The following is a 17,160-nucleotide window of genomic DNA, read 5'->3' as shown; positions in this document are numbered from 1 at the left end:
TGCGCGCTATTGACAACCATATAAGCTCAAAACTAAATAAACCATGAAAAATAAAACCTTTTGGATTTTTGCACTACTTACATTATCCATTATTTCAATTGCTTACAGTTACACTAGATTTTCAGATAAAGCAGAAAAAACAGCTGTCGAATGTCATGAAACTCCAAGTACTACTGCAGAATCTGAATTTAAACCAACTGTCGAAAATAAACTTAAACCGACAGAAAAAGCTCCCAAAGGCATGGTTTGGATTCCTGGAGGAGAATTTTCAATGGGAACAAATGTAGAAGATGAAAGTTTATGCAGTATTAAAGGCGTTACTAAAGATGCAGCTCCAATACATAGAGTTTATGTTGATGGATATTATATGGATGAAACTGAAGTAACCAATGAAGAATTTGAAAAATTTGTAAAAGCTACAGGGTATGTAACTGTTGCGGAACAAAAACCAACAAAAGAAGAATTTCCGACAGCAAATGAAGAAGACCTAGTTACTGGTTCTGTTGTCTTCACTCCTACTCCTTCAGCGGTTAATTTGAATAATTTCTTGCAATGGTGGCGTTATGAACCAGGCGCTGATTGGAGACATCCAGACGGTCCGCAGAGCACCATTAAAGGAAAAGAAAAATATCCTGTTGTGCATGTTGTATACGAAGATGCTGCTGCTTATGCTAAATGGGCTGGAAAAAGATTGCCAACAGAAGCAGAATGGGAATTTGCAGCACGCGGTGGTAAAACTGGAAATCTATATGCTTGGGGAAATGATTTAAAACCTAAAGGAAAATTTCAAGCTAATATTTACCAGGGGCATTTCCCTATCAAAGATGGTGATACTGGAGAAGATGGTTTTAAAGGCATTGCTCCAACAGCACAATACGCTCCAAACGCATACGGTTTGTATGACATGGCTGGAAATGTATGGGAATGGGTAAACGACTGGTACAGCGTTGACTATTACAAATCATTAGCAGAAAGTGGGAAAGTGACAAAAAATCCGCAAGGACCTAGCGCTTATTATGATCCTAGTGATCCAAGCGAAATAAAACGAGTTCATCGCGGTGGCTCATTCTTGTGTACAGACCAATACTGCACTCGATACATGGTGGGAACAAGAGGAAAAGGCGAAATCAGATCGGCTGCTAACCATGTTGGCTTTAGATGCGTAAAAAGCAAATAGCAAACTTAAAATACTAGAAAGGGATTCGACAACGAATCCCTTTTTTTATTAATTCAGATATGGAAAGCTAAATTTCGTAGCAGAAAAATTTTCTATATTTGCTAAAAATCTAAAAAAATGCAACATATCATAGATCGTTTTATCAGTTATGTAACAATTGATACTGAATCGGATCCAAATTCACAAACCACTCCAAGCACACAAAAACAATGGAACCTTGCCAATAAATTAGTTGAAGAACTTAAAGCAATTGGACTTGAAGAGGTAACTATAGATGACAAAGCTTACATCATGGCAACACTTCCAAGTAATGTTGATCATGAAGTACCAACGATTGGTTTTGTTTCTCACTTTGATACTTCGCCAGACTTTAGCGGAGCAAATGTAAAACCGCAAATTGTTGAAAATTACAACGGAAAAGATATCGTTTTGAACGCTGAGAAAAACATTGTTTTATCTCCTGATTATTTTAAAGATTTATTGCAATATAAAGGTCAAACCATCATTACAACTGACGGAACAACTTTATTAGGAGCTGATGACAAAGCTGGAATTACAGAAATCGTTTCGGCAATGGAATACCTGATTCAGCATCCTGAAATTAAACACGGGAAAATCAGAATTGGATTTACTCCAGATGAAGAAATCGGACGTGGAGCGCATCATTTTGATGTTGAAAAATTCGGAGCGCAATGGGCTTACACAATGGACGGAAGCCAGATTGGTGAATTAGAATATGAAAATTTTAATGCAGCTGGAGCTAAAATTACTTTTAAAGGAAAAAGCGTTCACCCAGGTTATGCTAAAGGAAAAATGATCAATTCTATGCTTTTGGCAAACGACTTTATCAATGAACTTCCAAAAGGCCAAACTCCACAAGAAACTAAAGGCTATGAAGGTTTCTTCCATGTGCATCATATCAAAGGAAATATTGAAGAAACAGTTTTAGAATTGATTATTCGCGATCACAACAGAAAGAAATTCGAAAAACGAAAAGAATTGATTTATAAACTGGCTAAACAATTCAATAAAAAATTCGCAAAGAAATTTGGCGAAGATATTGTGATCGCTGAAGTAAAAGATCAATATTACAATATGAAAGAAAAGGTTCTACCTGTAAAATATATTGTAGATATTGCCGAAAAAGCAATGAGAGAATTGAGCATAAAACCAATCATTAAACCAATTCGTGGTGGAACTGACGGTTCGCAATTGTCATTTATGGGATTGCCTTGTCCGAACATTTTTGCTGGCGGACATAACTTCCATGGAAAATACGAATATGTGCCTGCAGAAAGCATTCAGAAAGCTACTGATGTAATTGTAAAAATTGCTGAACTTACTGCTATTCCAGGAATTTTTGATGTACCAGAAAAATCTAAAAGAAAAAGATAAAGTGGAACCGAATTCTGACAAAAAACACGTTTGGGACAAAGTCAATCAATGGGAAGAAGAACTTCTTTTCCTGAAATCAATTATTGACAAAACAGAACTGGTCGAAACCATAAAATGGGGAGGGCCTATATATGTCTACAACAAAAAAAATGTTATCGGAATCGGAGGTTTCAAAAATTATTTTGCCATTTGGTTTCTAAACGGTGTTTTTCTGAAAGATGAAAAAAAGAGACTTATCAACGCTCAAGAAGACAAAACAAAATCGATGCGCCAATGGCGTTTTACTTCAAAAGAGGAAGTAAACGAAAAAGAAGTTTTAGAATACATTCATGAAGCGATTGAAAACGAAAAACAAGGAAAAGTCATTAAACCTTCTAAAAAAGAAGCTATTGTATCTGAGCTTTTAGAAAAAGAAATGATTCAAAATCCAGCTTTAAAAGAAGCATTTGAAAAATTTTCTCCTTACAAACAATATGAGTTTTTAGAATATATCGAAACGGCTAAACAGGAAAAAACGAAAATTTCAAGAATCGAAAAAGTGATTCCGATGATTTTGGCAAATGTTGGATTGAATGATAAATACAGGTAGTTTAAGTTTTAATATTTAAAATCCAAATTCTAAAACTGTTGTCATTCTGAGCGAAGTCGAAGAACGAAACAATATGAAAACCTTTGTCAAAGTTTTAAACTTTGACAAAGGTTTTTCTTTTTTGTCATCCTGACGAAGGAAGGATCACACGCGAGAATCGACAAAGATTGAAGACATACTGTATGGAGTTTCTTGCGTGATCCTTCCTTCGTCAGGATGACAAGATTACCGTGAATAAAAACAAAAAAAAATCCCAAACTCCATTTTGGAATTTGGGATTTTTAAAATATTGTAATTTAAAATTTACGCTTTTTTATTCAAAGCAGCGCTCAATTCTAAAGAAATAGCAGAACGCTCTAATTTTAATTTTCCAGACATTGTTTCGATTACAACAGTAGTTTCTGCTAATTCAGCGATTTTACCGTGGAAACCACTTTTTGTAACTATTTTATCACCTACTTTTAGGCTGCTTTCAAATTCTTTTTCGTTTTTTGCTCTTTTTTGCTGTGGTCTAATCATGAAGAAATAGATTACCACAAACATCAATAGAAATGGCGCAAATTGAGTTAATTGTCCCATAATTTAAATTTATTTTTGATTTATATTTAATTCTTTTTTGGCTCTTCGACTTCGCTCAGAGAGACAAAGCAGTTGGAATTTGAAATTTTAAAATTGCTTATTTCAAACTTTTACATTAACCCTCTTCCTACTTTTACCATTTTTTTATTGGCAGTCAGTTCCTTAACAAGATTATCTAAAATTCCGTTGATAAAAATACTACTTTTTGGTGTAGAATACTCTTTTGCAATTTCTAAATATTCGTTAAGAGTTACTTTTACTGGAATTGAAGGGAATTTAATAAACTCGCAAATTGCCATTTTTAGGATAATAGTATCAATTTCGGCAATACGATCGCTGTCCCAATTTGGTGTTTTATCCTCGTATTCTTTTGCAAAAGCAGTTTCATTTAAAATTGTTCTTCTAAACAAATCTTTAGCAAAATCTTTATCTTCAACATCTTTATACAATTTTGGCACTCTAAAATCGTCTGGATCTTCGGTTTTGATAGCTTTCAATTGTTTAACAATATGCGTATTTACAACCGGAATATCATCAACCCAAGTTAATTTATCATCCTCTAAATACTCATATAATTTTTCGTTTGGCACAATAACATTTTCAAACAAATCAATTATAAATTGTCTGTCTTCTTCAAACGTATTTACGTTATTGCTCATGTATTTTTTGTAGATATCGCTTGCTTTAACATCATTTAAAAGCAAAATGATATAATCATCGTTTAAAGACCAGTTATTGATCTTACGATTTTCTAAAGCAATGCTAAGAGAATTACTTTCCGCTAAAAGTTGGAAGATTTTGTTTTTGATGAACTTTTCGTTCGGATTACGTTCTGCTGCAGTAGCAAGGTGTTTTTTACTTGACAGATGCAAATAGACAGCTTCTTTTTTGCAAATTTCTATCAATGAAGAAAGCATTATAAGATATAAGTCCTGAATATTATCTATGCTATAAAAAAGAAATTTTTCTTCTTTTTCCATATTATCAGAACCGCTTTGGTGCATTGCATAAATGGATTGCATTACTTTAACGCGTATGTGTCTTCTATTTACCACCGTGTAAGAACATTTAAAAATTAGTCTGCAAAAGTATAACTTTTGATGCGTATTTTAAAATTAATTCGTAAAAAAGTGGTCTTTTTAGTGGTCAGTTTTCAGGATTTAGTGGTCAGTCTCTATTTATAGTGGTCAGATTAGTTTTTAGTGAACAGTGCCAAACATTCACAAAAAAAATCTCAGTTACAGAATAAACTGCAAACTGAGACTTTAAGACTGAACACTTAAAAAAGTGAACACTGAACACTTAATTACTTCTTAGCGTTCTCGATTCTTCTTTGATCGATACGGTTTTGAGCAATTGTAAGTGCCGCTTTATGCGTTGTAATATTATTTTTAGCTGCAAAATCTATGATTTCTAAAGTAGTATTATAGATATTTTCTGTTTTGCTCATAATTTCAGCTTTACCGTAGTTTGCTAATTCAGCATAAACATTGATAATTCCACCAGCGTTGATCAAGAAATCTGGAGCATATAAAATTCCTCTTTCTTGTAATCTTGCACCATGAACATTCTCATCTGCTAATTGATTGTTTGCTGCACCAGCAATAACTTTAGCTTTAATTTTGTCTACTGTAGCATCATTAATTGTTGCTCCCATTGCACACGGTGCGTAGATATCAACATCTGCAGTATACAAATCTTCTCCAGTATAAATTGCAGCATTGTATTTTGAAGCTACTTGATATAATTTTTCTTCGTTAATATCGGTAATAGTCACCTGTGCTCCTTCTTTAGTTAAATAATCAACCAAAGTTTCACCCACGTGTCCAATTCCTTGTACCAAAACTTTTTTACCATCTAAAACATCAGTTCCAAACTGACTTTTAGCAGCAGCTTTCATACCTAAGTAAACTCCGTAAGCAGTAACTGGAGAAGGGTTTCCAGAACCACCTCTTTCTTCAGAAATACCCGTAACATAAGGCGTTACATCTCTTACTGTGTCCATGTCTTTAGTTTCCATTCCGACATCCTCAGCAGTAATATATCTTCCGCTTAATGAGTGAACGAATTCACCAAACTTACGCATTAATTCAGGCGTTTTCTGAGTTTTAGCATCGCCAATAATAACGGCTTTACCTCCACCAATATTAAGTCCAGTAATAGCAGATTTAAACGTCATACCTCTAGAAAGACGTAAAACATCGTTTAAAGCTTCCCATTCTGTGTTATAATTCCACATTCTGGTTCCTCCCAAAGCTGGCCCCATAACCGAATTATGAATACCAATAATTGCTTTTAAACCTGTATCTTTGTCATTGCAAAATACAATTTGTTCGTGATCGTCAAAAGATAATTGACCAAAAACAGGATCCATTTTTTGAAGTTCCTTTCCAGTTGCGAAAGTTGCATCCATAGCGCTAGTATTAATTAGGTTAAAATTATGAATTCGTCAAAAAGACAACTCAAACATAATTAAAAAATACACATGTGCTAATTTTTTATCTTTAAAATAACAATATTACAATCTAATTGTTTTGATTAAATCGCAAATTATTATAATTTTATTTAACAATAATTCTTAAATCCAAAACAATTCAATATCATATTTCTTAAAAAAATGAAAGAATTAAGCTATTTAAACAAATATTTCATTAAATATAAATACAGTTTCTCGCTTGGTATTTTAATCACCATAATCGCACAAATATTTTCTCTATTTACTCCAAAACTGATCAGCAAGTCTTTAAACGCTATAGAGAATTTTGACAAATTATCTGCTGCAGAGCAAAAATCGGAAATAGTAATCGCATCTTTTCGTCAGGATCTCATTCATAATGTGCTACTTATTATTGGAACAACCATTGTAGCTGGATTTTTAACCTTTTTAATGCGTCAGACCTTAATTGTAATGTCTCGCCATATTGAATTTGATCTAAAAAATGAAGTTTTTAGACAATATGAGAACCTTTCGCAAAATTTCTACAAACAAAATAGAACTGGAGATTTGATGAACCGTATTAGCGAAGACGTTTCAAAAGTTCGTATGTATGTTGGGCCGGCAGTAATGTATACTATAAATACAGCTATCCGTTTCGCGATTGTCATATTATATATGTATAATGTATCGCCGCTTCTTACCTTATATACTATACTGCCTTTGCCGATTCTTTCGTATTGCATTTTTAAATTAAGTTCTGAAATCAATAAACGAAGCACGACGTTCCAACAATATCTTTCTAAGGTTTCGAGTTTTACACAAGAAATATTTTCAGGAATTCGGGTTATAAAAGCGTATTCTTTAGAAAATCAGCATCAAAATAATATGGTTGATTTGGCTGAAGAAAGCAAACGTAAAAGTTTGAGTCTAGCAAGAGTACAATCTTTATTTGGGCCTTTAATGATTGCCCTTATCGGAATCAGTAATTTGGTTGTAATATATTTTGGAGGTGTAATGTATATTAATGGAAGCATTCCTAATATTGGAACCATCGCAGAATTTATTTTATATGTAAACATGCTGACGTGGCCAGTTGCTTCTTTAGGATGGGTTTCATCTATGGTGCAGGAAGCAGAAGCTTCTCAAAAACGCTTGAATGAATTCTTGAAAATTGAACCAGAAATTAAAAACAATAACCAAAACACTTCAGAAATCCAAGGAAACATCTCTTTCGAAAATGTTTCTTTCACTTATGATGACACCAACATTGAAGCTTTAAAAAATGTTTCTTTTACAGTAAAAAAAGGAGAAACATTGGCCATCCTCGGAAAAACAGGTTCTGGAAAATCGACTATTCTTTCTTTGATTTCGAGATTGTACGATGTTACAGAAGGCGCAGTTAAAATTGACGGAAACGAAATCAGTACTTTAAACTTAAATGATCTTCGAAATAATATTGGAATCGTACCTCAGGATGCCTTCTTATTTTCGGATACGATTAAAAACAATATCAAATTCGGAAATCAAAATGCAACTGACGAAGAGGTAATCGAAGCTGCTAAAAATGCAGTCGTTCACGACAATATTATCGCCTTTAACAAACAGTACGACACTGTTTTAGGCGAAAGAGGAATTACACTTTCGGGCGGACAAAAACAGCGTGTTTCTATTGCGAGAGCCATTATTAAAAACCCAGCGATTTTACTTTTTGACGATTGCCTGTCTGCTGTTGATACAGAAACCGAAGAAATGATTTTGAATAATTTGTTCGAAATTTCTAAAGACAAAACAACCATAATTGTAAGTCATCGAGTATCATCTGCCAAGAATGCAGATAAAATTATTATACTTGAAGATGGTAAGATAATTCAACAAGGTTCTCATAATCAATTAATAAATCAAGAAGGTTATTATGCATCGTTATATTTAAAACAACTTTCGGAAAAAGAATTACTTTAATTGTTGCGTAATAGATAATTTTTTATGATTTTTGAGTACTATTAATTCCAAAAATGATAGAACGTATTATGAGAGAAAATGACATGTTAGAAAAAGAAGAGATTTTTTCTAAAGTATTACGCGCAGGAAGAAGAACTTATTTCTTTGATGTGAGAGCTACCAAAGCTGATGATTATTATATCACGATTACAGAAAGCAAAAAATTTACTGAAGAAGATGGTTCTTTTCACTTCAAAAAACACAAAATCTACTTATACAAAGAAGATTTTAGTGCTTTCTCTGAAATATTAGAAGAAATGACTTCTTATGTTTTAAACCACAAAGGCGAAGAAGTAATTTCTGAAAGACACCAAAAAGATTTTAAAAAAGAATATAGCTCTGAAAAGAGTGAAAGCCAAAGATCTAGTTTTACAGATATTGATTTTGATGATATTTAAATCCAAAATCATCTACATAAAGTAGAAGTCCAATTTGTTATGCATTTTGGACTTTTTTTATATATTTATGTTTCGAGATGTGAATTGTAAAATGTGAGACGTACGATTCATGCACCTTTTACTTCTAACAATTTTTCAAATTACACTTTACTTCTGATGAAAAAATTAATTATTCTCCTAAGTTTCTTCCTTTACGGAATTTCGCTATCTGCCCAAAATTTAGAATACGAAACAAAAAGCAACATTCAATATTACAGTGCAGCTGTAAACAAAACCGATAAATACATCAACGAAAGATGTGTTCTAGATATTTATTATCCAAAAAATAAAACTGGATTTGCAACAATAGTTTGGTTTCACGGCGGCGGATTAACTGGCGGAAACAAAGAAATTCCTGAAGCTTTAAAAAACAAAGGTTTTGCTATTATTGGTGTTAATTACAGATTATCTCCAAAAGCGAAAGCTGAAAAAGCAATTGAAGATGCAGCCGCAGCGGTTGCATGGACTTTCAATAATATTGCAAATTATGGTGGGGATAAATCTTTAATTTTTGTTTCTGGACACTCTGCTGGAGGATATTTAGGAATGATGATTGGTCTGGATAAAAAATATCTTCAAAAAGAAAACATTGATGCCAATCAGATTGCTGGCCTTATTCCGTTTAGCGGACAATGCATTACGCATTTTGAGATTAGAAAAGAAAACGGCATTCCTGAAAAACAGCCTACAATTGATGCTTTTGCTCCTTTATACCATGTTCGTGCCGATGCTCCGCCAATGTTATTAATTACTGGAGATCGCGAACTAGAAATGCTTGGGCGTTACGAGGAAAACGCGTATATGGCCAGAATGATGAAACTGGTTGGACATACTCAAACTAAATTATATGAATTAGACGGTTACGGACATGGAATGACAGAACCTGGCTTTCCGCTTTTAGTCAATGAAGTAAACCGAATTTTAAAAGAACATAAAAAATAATCACTAAATAAAAATTCCACGGCAATGGAGACACAATTATTAATTATACCAGGACTCGGAGATTCTGGAGAAAAACACTGGCAAACCTTTTGGCATAAGAAATTCGAAAATTCAATTCGTGTTGTGCAAGACAACTGGGACGAACCTGTTCGCGAAGATTGGCTTGAAAGATTAAATGAGAATATTTCAAAACTTAGCAAACCAACTATTTTAGTCGCGCATAGTTTGGCGGTTTCGTTGGTTCTGCATTGGGCTGAAAAATACCATAATTCGAATATAATTGGCGCTTTTTTGGTTGCACCTGCAGATGTAGATTCACCTCAACATACGCCAGAATGCACGAGAAACTTCTCGCCTATTCCGCTTTATAAATTACCTTTTCCGTCTGTAGTTGTAGCAAGCGAAAATGATCCTTATGCTTCTTTTGAAAGAAAAAAACTCTTCGCTGAAAAATGGGGAAGTGATTTTGTAAACATCGGTCAGCAAGGCCATATCAATTCTGACTCTGATTTAAAGTATTGGGAAGAAGGACAGGAGATACTACAGAAGTTAATTAAAAAGACAAAACTTTAATTTAACTGCAAAGAGCGCAAAGATCTACGCAAAGAACGCAAGCTTTATGCGAAGTTTTTATCAATTAAAGTTCGCAAATCTTTGCGCTATTAACCTGCGAACCTTGCGTAAGCCTTTGCGCTCTTTGCGGTTAAAACTAAGGATAAAAACTATCCAATACGTAGTCCATTAGGAATCTTAAAATCAGGAGCCAATAAAATCACATCTCCTTCCTCACCTACCGCTCCTAAAACAAGACATTCACTCATAAATTTTCCGATTTGCTTTCTTGGAAAATTGACAACCGCAACAATCTGACGATTTACTAAATCTTCTTTCTGATATCTCTTGGTAATTTGTGCAGATGACTTTCTAATTCCTATTTCCGAACCAAAATCTATAGTTATTTGGTACGCAGGTTTTCTTGCTTCAGGAAAATCATTGACTTCAACAATAGTTCCTACGCGCATATCGGTGCGCTCAAATTCGTTCCAGGTTAAATCCATTTTTAATTGTATTATTTACAAACCTATAAATTTTGTAATTAATGCACCTAATTCTATAACCAATTTCTTTTTCTTAAATCTAATTTTACGAGAAGATAAAAGAAAACACTCACGTAAAAAGATATAACATGGAACATACTGAACCAAATGCATGCATGTCAATTAAAGATTTTGAATCTAATTTAAAACAGGTTCATACTGATAAATATATAGAAACTGCTCAAAACGTAAGGCTGTATGTAAAGGATTATGGTCAGGGAAAACCCGTTATCTTAATTCACGGCTGGCCACTTTCGAATGAAATGTGGGAATATCAAATAGACCATCTTGTCCAAAATAATTATAGAGTTATCGCTTACGACCGACGCGGGTTCGGGAAATCTTCTCAGCCTTGGGATGGTTACGATTACGATACGTTAGCTGATGACCTTAAGGAAATTATTGAGCAATTAGAGTTAGAAAATGTAACTCTTGTTGGTTTCTCAATGGGCGGTGGCGAAGTAGTTCGTTACTTTAGCCGTCATGGCGGAAAAGGCGTTACCAAAGCGGCTTTGATTTCGTCGATTATTCCATTTCTGCTAAAAACTCACGATAATCCTGACGGACATCCAAAAGAAAAAAGCGAAAATACTGCCGCAGCAATAAAAGAAGACAGAATAGGGTTTATTGATAATTTCGGAAAAACGTTTTTTGGAGTCAATATTATCAACAAACCTTTAAGCACTCCTTTATTAGAATATTACAGAGCTTTATGTTCAGTGGCTTCTCCAAGAGCTACTTTAAAATGCGCCGAATCTTTTTCTTATACTGATTTTAGAGATGAATTAGATTTTATAAAAGTTCCAACTCTGATTATTCATGGTGACGACGATAAAATTGTTCCAATCGACCTTACTTCAAGAAAAGCAGCAAAATCAATTGCAAATAATACTTATATCGAATATGAAGGCGCACCTCATGGTCTCTTTTATACAGATAGAGACAAATTAAATGAAAATTTACTGGAATTTTTGAATTCATAAAACTTAAAAAAGTATCCAAAGAAGCAAGCTGTTGTAGCTAACTGCTTTCTTTGGATACTTTTTATTCTTGTGCTCTTTTATTTACAGATTTTTAAAGCTACTTTTGAAAATCAAATTTCGAATAAAATGGCACGAACTGAATCAACAATGCTTCCTTTAGGAACAGCTGCACCTGATTTTTATTTAAAAGATACCAACTCGAACAATAGTTTTTCTTTTGAAGATTTAAAAGGTTCGAAAGGTACTTTGGTAATGTTTATTTGCAACCATTGTCCGTTTGTGCATCACGTAATAAGCGAAATTGTAATGATTGCGAATGATTATCGCGTTCAAGGATTAGGAGTAATCGCTATTTCAAGCAATGACGTTGTTAAATATCCACAAGATAGCCCAGAATTAATGACTGAATTTGCAATGGAAAACAAAATAGATTTTCCGTACTTGTATGATGAAAGCCAAGAAACGGCAAAAGCATATCAGGCTGCCTGCACACCAGACTTTTACTTGTTTGACAATCAAAACAAATTATTCTATCGAGGTCAGCTAGATGATTCGAGACCAGGCAACGGAATTCCACTTAGCGGAAGCGATCTGAGAGGCGCTATAGATGCCTTAATTTACAACAGAAGTTTAAAAGAACCACAAAAGCCAAGTTTAGGTTGTGGCATTAAATGGAAGTAAAACCTCACTAAATTCAAAAAGATTACGTATCTTTGTAAATCAATTTAATCCTCCTTATGGGAAATAAAACACCATTTACAGCTTCTATAAAGTCGTTTTGCCTAGCAAAACCACTACCTGCTGTAATTATTTCACATAATAAGGCCTTTATTTTTTAGGCCTCCGTCTACTTCACTTTTCTTCTTTTTGACGGAGGATTTACATCAGCTTAAGCATTTACTTATTTGACAAAAATCAATTTTTGATCAGATATTTTTTTGTTTTTCAGATTAAACATTTCGATTCTGTCTTTTTTAAGGCTCTGAAATTTTTCGTTTGTAAATTACTCAAAGAAGAAAAAATCAGTTAAAATTTTATAACAATAAATTCAATATAGATATGAAACCAACACCCACTTTCTGTAAATCAGATTATCAATTTTTAAGAGAATTGATTTTAAAAAGTAAAAACTCAACAAATACTAAAGAAGCCAATCAGCTTTCGCAAGAATTAGATCGCGCTGTAATTAGTAAAGAAAGCGAATTGGATATTTCGGTAATTCGAATCAATTCATTTGTAACGATAGAAGATGTAAAAGCAAAGAAACAAATGAAAATTCAAATCGTTTTACCCTCTGCCGCAGATGTAAAACAATCTAAAATATCAATTCTAGCGCCTTTAAGTGTGGCTATTATTGGTTTTAAAGAAAATGACGAAGTGGATTGGGAATTACCTGCTGGCATCAAAACTTTAAAAGTAATAGCTGTAGACAATTCGGCTGTACATCATTCTTAAATTTTAAAACACCTCATTCTGTGACGGTGTTTTTTTTATATCTATTTGAAAATAAAAAAAACTGTTCGATTGAACAGTTTTTTTTATACTTCTTCTTAAAATTCAAATTACAATTGCGAATCAATATAATTTGTAATTGAAGCCATTTGAGTATCATCTAATTTTGCTTTTTTACCCATTTTTACCAAAATCGGAGTCCATTCTTCTTTTGTGAATTTTTTAGGTTCAAACAACTTATGGCATTTAGCACAATTGTTTTCATACAGGTTTTTGCCTTCAGCCAATGCAGGAGTTAATTCTGTAGCTTTTGTTTCTTTTCCTGCAGCAGGAGTTTCTGCAACAGCCGTTTTTTTCGTACCACATGCTGCTGCAAGCAACATGATAGCCATTAAACTTAAGATTGTTTTTTTTCATTTCTTGGTCTTGTTTTTTAATTCAAGTAAATATAAAAAAATCCCATACGCCGTGGCATATGGGATTATTATTTAAAACAATACTAAATTGCTTGTAAACTCTTATTTTACGTCCATTAATTCAACGTCAAAAATCAAAGTTGCGTTTGGCGGGATAACTCCTCCTGCACCAGACGGACCGTAAGCTAAATCAGACGGAATTACAAAACGAGCTTTGTCTCCAACTTGCAATAAAGCAATACCTTCGTCCCATCCTTCAATAACTTGCCCAATTCCTAATTTGAATTCGATTGGTTTTTTACGTGGGTAAGAAGAATCAAATACTTTTCCGTTTTCTAAAGATCCTTCGTAGTGAACAGAAACTGTTTTGCCAGCTTCAGCTTTTTTACCTTCACCTTTTTGGATCATTTTATAACGTAAACCGCTTTCTGTTTTATCAAAACCGGCAGCTAATTGTTCCATTTTTGCTTCAGATTCCGCTTTTAAAGCCGCTTCTCTTTTAAGACGAGCACCTTTTAAACCAATAAAAGCTTCAATTGCATTCCATTTTTGAGCTTCATCTCCAACTCTGATAATTTCAACAGACTCTAAGTTATCACCTTGAGCAACAGCATCAACAATATCTTGTCCTTCAATAACGTGTCCAAAAACAGTGTGTTTATTATCTAACCAAGGAGTTGGAACGTGAGTAATAAAGAATTGAGAACCATTACTTCCAGGACCAGAGTTTGCCATAGATAAAACTCCTGGACGATCGTGTTTTAAACTTGGGTGAAATTCATCGTCAAATTTGTAACCTGGATCTCCAGTTCCAGTTCCTTTTGGACAACCACCTTGAATCATGAAATCTGCAATTACTCTATGAAAAGTTAATCCATCATAGAATTTTTGTCCTTGAGGCTTCACTTTATTCTCCATATTTCCTTCTGCAAGAGCAACAAAGTTTCCTACAGTTCCCGGTGTCAAATCATGTGTCAATTTTACTAAAATTGAACCTTTGCTAGTATTGAATTTAGCGTATATTCCGTTTTCCATGTTGTTATTTTTAATTTGAACGCAAATTTACAAATTAATTTTTTAATCAATTTGCGCTTTTGCTTTTTTAGACTTTGATTTATATGTGAATCCATAAATCGTTAATGACAATAATGATAAGACCATACAGCCAATTGTCACATATGGCCATCCGCCCATTTTCCATAACAATAAACCGTATGCCGATCCCGCTGCTGTTCCTAAAAAGGTAAGCGACATAAATACAGTATTTAATCTGTTTCTTGCTTCTGGCAATAGAGAATATACTCTTGTTTGATTAGAAATGTGAACACCTTGAATTCCGATGTCAATAAACACAATTCCGATTGCGATTCCAATTACACTTTCAATAGCAAAATAAAATACTATAAAGCTTATCAAGACCAATAAACAGCCATAACCAACTGCAATTCTTGAATTTCCTTTGTCTCCCAATTTCCCAACAAGAGGCGCTGCTAAAGCTCCAGAAGCACCAACGATTCCAAACAAACCAATTGTAGCACTATTAAAATCGAATGGCTTGCCTGAAAGTAAAAGCACCATTGTAGTCCAAAATGCTCCAAACTGAGCAAAACTGAAAACATTGATTGCTGTAGCTTCACGCAAAACAGGTTGTGTTTTTATAAGAGTAAATAAAGACTTAATTAATTGTCCGTAAGTCCCCTGAAACTGTGGTTTATTGTATGGAAACTTGCTTTGAATTACAAAAAAGATCAAAAGACAGATTCCGGCAGCGATGTAAAACATGGATCTCCAGCCTAACACTTGGCCGATAAAACCGCTTAAAGTTCGCGAAAGCAAAATTCCGACTAAAAGTCCGCTCATGATTGTTCCAACAACTTTTCCTCTTTGTTCAGGCGCACTCAAAGAAGCTGCCAAAGGCAAGATAAGCTGTGGCACAATCGAGGTGATTCCGATTAGCAATGAAGCGATTTGCAAAACAAGAAAACTCTTTGCTGTTGCTGCAATCAGTAAGGCAATTACAGTAGCAAAAGTGGTCATTAAAATTTGCCTTTTTCGTTCTATTTTATCACCAAGCGGCACCATAAAAAACAATCCTATAGCATAACCGGCCTGAGTTAAATACGTTATCGTTCCGGCGCTAGCTTCAGGAATTTTAAATTCGTTGGCAATTAAAACAATTAAGGGCTGGCAGTAATAAAGATTTGCAACTATAAGACCAGTGCAAACTGCCATAAACAGTACATTAGTTTTAGATAAATTCATGCTGCAAAAATACCACTCTAATCTTTAGCAAAACTTTAAAAAAAATATAATTTTTAAGTTTTTTTTAAACCATATAAGAGATATAAGTTCATTTAAAAATATCTTGGTGAAACTTACAGCCAAACTTAAATTTTCTTAAATCACTTATATGGTTGTTTTTTTTTATTAGCTTTTAATAGTTTAAAAAGTCTTCTCTTGCAGGGCTAAAGACATCTGTAAGCATCCCTTCCTCCAAACAGACAACACCATGCACAGCGTGTGGCGGAATGTAAAAACTATCTCCTTCTTTTAAAGTCTGCGTTACACCACTAATAGTTACATCAAACTTTCCGCTTGCGATATAAGTAACTTGCGAATGATAATGATCGTGTAAAGTGCCGATTCCGCCTTTCTCAAAATATACATTTACAAGCATCACTCTTTCGTCAAAAGCCAAAATCTTACGCTTGATTCCTTCACCGACTACTTCCCACTCGATTTCGTCTCCTTTTATAAATTCTTTGCTAGTTCCTAAACTCATTATTATTTCTTTTTATTCAATACTTTTAAAATCTTTTCCCATCAATTCAGCTCCCGTAGCCAATTTATTTCTCTTAAAATACTTTTCCAACTCTATTAATCTTTTCTTATTATCGTATTTTATACTCGAATTTAATTTCCTCTGGCAATTAGAGCACAGTCTCAATGTATGCTCATCTGTTTCTGATAAACTATTTGTTCCATTCATAACACAATTGGCGTCAATGCAATGATGCAAGCCAAACATATGTCCAATTTCATGAGAACAAATTTTCAATAATCTTTCTAAACATAAATTAAAATCTTTATTCTCTAATCTTTTGTCATATAACCTGTAAATTGAACTTACTGCAATTCTATCTCTGTATGATGCCAAGCCAAAAACAAAACTCCATTCTGGTTTTGGATACAAATCTACTTCTGTCAAAGCCATTAATCCAATTCCATTTTGAGGCTTTTCTTTCTTCAAAACACTATCCAAAATAAATCCCGCAAGAAATTGTTCGTTTTGATCTGGACCGATTCTTCTAGCTTGTTTCGGAATAACATCACTTGAGACATTATCAAGTGTTTTGATCTTCAACTGAAAAAATATTTTCAAATATTCTTCAACTAATTTTATTTGTTTGTCTTGTAACGAGTCAAATTTTCCTATTGGCTGAAGATAAATAATATTATTTTCTGTTGTTGGAATTATATGTTTTGAAGTAAGAAACTGTTCAAAACTCTGCCCCTTTTCTTTATAGGAATACAACCAATCACCTGGTTTTGGAGGAAAAAGTTTTATATCGTTTTCCGCAATAGCCTCAAAATAATCGCTTTTCTTAGAGTTGCAAGACATAAAAATCACAAATAACAGCAAAAGAAGTTTCTTCAT

The 17,160-nt window shown here is 33.7% G+C and carries 19 protein-coding genes; 10 read left to right on the top strand and 9 right to left on the bottom strand.

The annotated features are described in order from the left end of the window. The first annotated feature begins 43 nt into the window (after positions 1-43). The 3 genes from OZP10_RS15910 to OZP10_RS15900 all read left to right on the top strand — a co-directional run bounded on the left by OZP10_RS15910 (position 44) and on the right by OZP10_RS15900 (position 3,161). Positions 44-1,177 (top strand): formylglycine-generating enzyme family protein, encoded by a 1,134-nt coding sequence (locus OZP10_RS15910; protein WP_281631760.1) that lies wholly within the window; start codon positions 44-46, stop codon positions 1,175-1,177. Between the two features lie 117 nt (positions 1,178-1,294). Next, positions 1,295-2,572, top strand: a complete 1,278-nt coding sequence (gene pepT, locus OZP10_RS15905) for a peptidase T (protein WP_281631759.1) — start codon at positions 1,295-1,297, stop codon at positions 2,570-2,572. A 1-nt stretch (position 2,573) separates the two neighbouring features. Continuing rightward, positions 2,574-3,161 carry a YdeI/OmpD-associated family protein gene (locus OZP10_RS15900; RefSeq protein WP_281631758.1) on the top strand — a complete coding sequence of 196 codons (588 nt, stop codon included), beginning with the start codon at positions 2,574-2,576 and terminating at the stop codon, positions 3,159-3,161. Positions 3,162-3,464: 303 nt separating this feature from the next. Here the strand turns inward: OZP10_RS15900 and yajC are convergent, their stop codons facing one another. From yajC to OZP10_RS15885, 3 genes are all read right to left on the bottom strand, one after another. After that, entirely contained in the window at positions 3,465-3,740 is a 276-nt protein-coding gene (yajC, locus tag OZP10_RS15895; protein WP_053471036.1) for a preprotein translocase subunit YajC, read from the bottom strand. A 110-nt stretch (positions 3,741-3,850) separates the two neighbouring features. Continuing rightward, entirely contained in the window at positions 3,851-4,762 is a 912-nt protein-coding gene (gene nusB / locus OZP10_RS15890) for a transcription antitermination factor NusB (protein WP_177210450.1), read from the bottom strand. Positions 4,763-5,046: 284 nt separating this feature from the next. Then, complete coding sequence (locus tag OZP10_RS15885; protein ID WP_281631757.1) at positions 5,047-6,153, bottom strand: Glu/Leu/Phe/Val family dehydrogenase; 1,107 nt, start codon at positions 6,151-6,153, stop codon at positions 5,047-5,049. A gap of 204 nt (positions 6,154-6,357) precedes the next feature. Between OZP10_RS15885 and OZP10_RS15880 the strand changes: the two genes are divergently transcribed. From OZP10_RS15880 to OZP10_RS15865, 4 genes are all read left to right on the top strand, one after another. Then, a complete protein-coding gene (locus OZP10_RS15880) occupies positions 6,358-8,136 on the top strand; it encodes an ABC transporter ATP-binding protein (protein ID WP_281631756.1) in 1,779 nt (592 codons plus the stop codon). A gap of 68 nt (positions 8,137-8,204) precedes the next feature. Continuing rightward, positions 8,205-8,573 carry a PUR family DNA/RNA-binding protein gene (locus OZP10_RS15875; RefSeq protein ID WP_177212505.1) on the top strand — a complete coding sequence of 123 codons (369 nt, stop codon included), beginning with the start codon at positions 8,205-8,207 and terminating at the stop codon, positions 8,571-8,573. A 156-nt stretch (positions 8,574-8,729) separates the two neighbouring features. Beyond that, the gene (locus tag OZP10_RS15870; protein WP_281631755.1) at positions 8,730-9,554 is read left to right on the top strand and encodes an alpha/beta hydrolase; all 825 of its coding nucleotides are present in this window, start codon (positions 8,730-8,732) and stop codon (positions 9,552-9,554) included. A gap of 24 nt (positions 9,555-9,578) precedes the next feature. Continuing rightward, positions 9,579-10,127: an RBBP9/YdeN family alpha/beta hydrolase gene (locus OZP10_RS15865; RefSeq protein ID WP_281631754.1), complete on the top strand. Its 549-nt coding sequence runs from the start codon at positions 9,579-9,581 to the stop codon at positions 10,125-10,127. A gap of 149 nt (positions 10,128-10,276) precedes the next feature. On the opposite strand, the gene OZP10_RS15860 is transcribed toward OZP10_RS15865, so the two are convergent. Beyond that, positions 10,277-10,612 (bottom strand): tRNA-binding protein, encoded by a 336-nt coding sequence (locus tag OZP10_RS15860; RefSeq protein WP_281631753.1) that lies wholly within the window; start codon positions 10,610-10,612, stop codon positions 10,277-10,279. A gap of 128 nt (positions 10,613-10,740) precedes the next feature. Between OZP10_RS15860 and OZP10_RS15855 the strand changes: the two genes are divergently transcribed. The 3 genes from OZP10_RS15855 (at position 10,741) to OZP10_RS15845 (ending at position 13,089) form a co-directional block, all read left to right on the top strand. Continuing rightward, a complete protein-coding gene (locus OZP10_RS15855; protein ID WP_281631752.1) occupies positions 10,741-11,634 on the top strand; it encodes an alpha/beta fold hydrolase in 894 nt (297 codons plus the stop codon). Positions 11,635-11,760: 126 nt separating this feature from the next. After that, entirely contained in the window at positions 11,761-12,315 is a 555-nt protein-coding gene (locus OZP10_RS15850; protein WP_281631751.1) for a thioredoxin family protein, read from the top strand. A gap of 378 nt (positions 12,316-12,693) precedes the next feature. Beyond that, the gene (locus OZP10_RS15845) at positions 12,694-13,089 is read left to right on the top strand and encodes a GreA/GreB family elongation factor (protein WP_281631750.1); all 396 of its coding nucleotides are present in this window, start codon (positions 12,694-12,696) and stop codon (positions 13,087-13,089) included. Between the two features lie 107 nt (positions 13,090-13,196). On the opposite strand, the gene OZP10_RS15840 is transcribed toward OZP10_RS15845, so the two are convergent. The 5 genes from OZP10_RS15840 to OZP10_RS15820 form a co-directional block, all read right to left on the bottom strand. Continuing rightward, a complete protein-coding gene (locus OZP10_RS15840; RefSeq protein ID WP_281631749.1) occupies positions 13,197-13,469 on the bottom strand; it encodes a cytochrome c in 273 nt (90 codons plus the stop codon). Positions 13,470-13,604: 135 nt separating this feature from the next. Then, entirely contained in the window at positions 13,605-14,537 is a 933-nt protein-coding gene (locus OZP10_RS15835; RefSeq protein ID WP_281631748.1) for a peptidylprolyl isomerase, read from the bottom strand. A 42-nt stretch (positions 14,538-14,579) separates the two neighbouring features. After that, entirely contained in the window at positions 14,580-15,734 is a 1,155-nt protein-coding gene (locus OZP10_RS15830; RefSeq protein ID WP_281631747.1) for an MFS transporter, read from the bottom strand. A 202-nt stretch (positions 15,735-15,936) separates the two neighbouring features. After that, positions 15,937-16,287 (bottom strand): cupin domain-containing protein, encoded by a 351-nt coding sequence (locus OZP10_RS15825; protein ID WP_281634770.1) that lies wholly within the window; start codon positions 16,285-16,287, stop codon positions 15,937-15,939. 9 nt (positions 16,288-16,296) lie between these two features. Further along, positions 16,297-17,160: an archaemetzincin gene (locus OZP10_RS15820; protein ID WP_281631746.1), complete on the bottom strand. Its 864-nt coding sequence runs from the start codon at positions 17,158-17,160 to the stop codon at positions 16,297-16,299.

This window comes from Flavobacterium luteolum, assembly GCF_027111275.1.
In the GTDB taxonomy this organism is placed as follows: Bacteria; Bacteroidota; Bacteroidia; order Flavobacteriales; family Flavobacteriaceae; genus Flavobacterium; species Flavobacterium luteolum.
Note: the sequence above shows the minus strand (reverse complement) of the source record. Positions and strands in the feature narration are given on the sequence as shown.

Excerpts from the sequence above, each read along its gene's own strand:
- OZP10_RS15910 (WP_281631760.1), top strand. The coding sequence starts at position 44 with ATGAAAAATAAAACCTTTTGGATTTTTGCACTACTTACATTATCCATT.
- pepT (WP_281631759.1), top strand. The coding sequence starts at position 1,295 with ATGCAACATATCATAGATCGTTTTATCAGTTATGTAACAATTGATACT.
- yajC (WP_053471036.1), bottom strand. The coding sequence starts at position 3,740 with ATGGGACAATTAACTCAATTTGCGCCATTTCTATTGATGTTTGTGGTA.
- nusB (WP_177210450.1), bottom strand. The coding sequence starts at position 4,762 with ATGCAATCCATTTATGCAATGCACCAAAGCGGTTCTGATAATATGGAA.
- OZP10_RS15885 (WP_281631757.1), bottom strand. The coding sequence starts at position 6,153 with ATGGATGCAACTTTCGCAACTGGAAAGGAACTTCAAAAAATGGATCCT.
- OZP10_RS15880 (WP_281631756.1), top strand. The coding sequence starts at position 6,358 with ATGAAAGAATTAAGCTATTTAAACAAATATTTCATTAAATATAAATAC.
- OZP10_RS15875 (WP_177212505.1), top strand. The coding sequence starts at position 8,205 with ATGAGAGAAAATGACATGTTAGAAAAAGAAGAGATTTTTTCTAAAGTA.
- OZP10_RS15870 (WP_281631755.1), top strand. The coding sequence starts at position 8,730 with ATGAAAAAATTAATTATTCTCCTAAGTTTCTTCCTTTACGGAATTTCG.
- OZP10_RS15865 (WP_281631754.1), top strand. The coding sequence starts at position 9,579 with ATGGAGACACAATTATTAATTATACCAGGACTCGGAGATTCTGGAGAA.
- OZP10_RS15860 (WP_281631753.1), bottom strand. The coding sequence starts at position 10,612 with ATGGATTTAACCTGGAACGAATTTGAGCGCACCGATATGCGCGTAGGA.
- OZP10_RS15855 (WP_281631752.1), top strand. The coding sequence starts at position 10,741 with ATGGAACATACTGAACCAAATGCATGCATGTCAATTAAAGATTTTGAA.
- OZP10_RS15850 (WP_281631751.1), top strand. The coding sequence starts at position 11,761 with ATGGCACGAACTGAATCAACAATGCTTCCTTTAGGAACAGCTGCACCT.
- OZP10_RS15845 (WP_281631750.1), top strand. The coding sequence starts at position 12,694 with ATGAAACCAACACCCACTTTCTGTAAATCAGATTATCAATTTTTAAGA.
- OZP10_RS15840 (WP_281631749.1), bottom strand. The coding sequence starts at position 13,469 with ATGTTGCTTGCAGCAGCATGTGGTACGAAAAAAACGGCTGTTGCAGAA.
- OZP10_RS15835 (WP_281631748.1), bottom strand. The coding sequence starts at position 14,537 with ATGGAAAACGGAATATACGCTAAATTCAATACTAGCAAAGGTTCAATT.
- OZP10_RS15830 (WP_281631747.1), bottom strand. The coding sequence starts at position 15,734 with ATGGCAGTTTGCACTGGTCTTATAGTTGCAAATCTTTATTACTGCCAG.
- OZP10_RS15820 (WP_281631746.1), bottom strand. The coding sequence starts at position 17,160 with ATGAAGAAACTTCTTTTGCTGTTATTTGTGATTTTTATGTCTTGCAAC.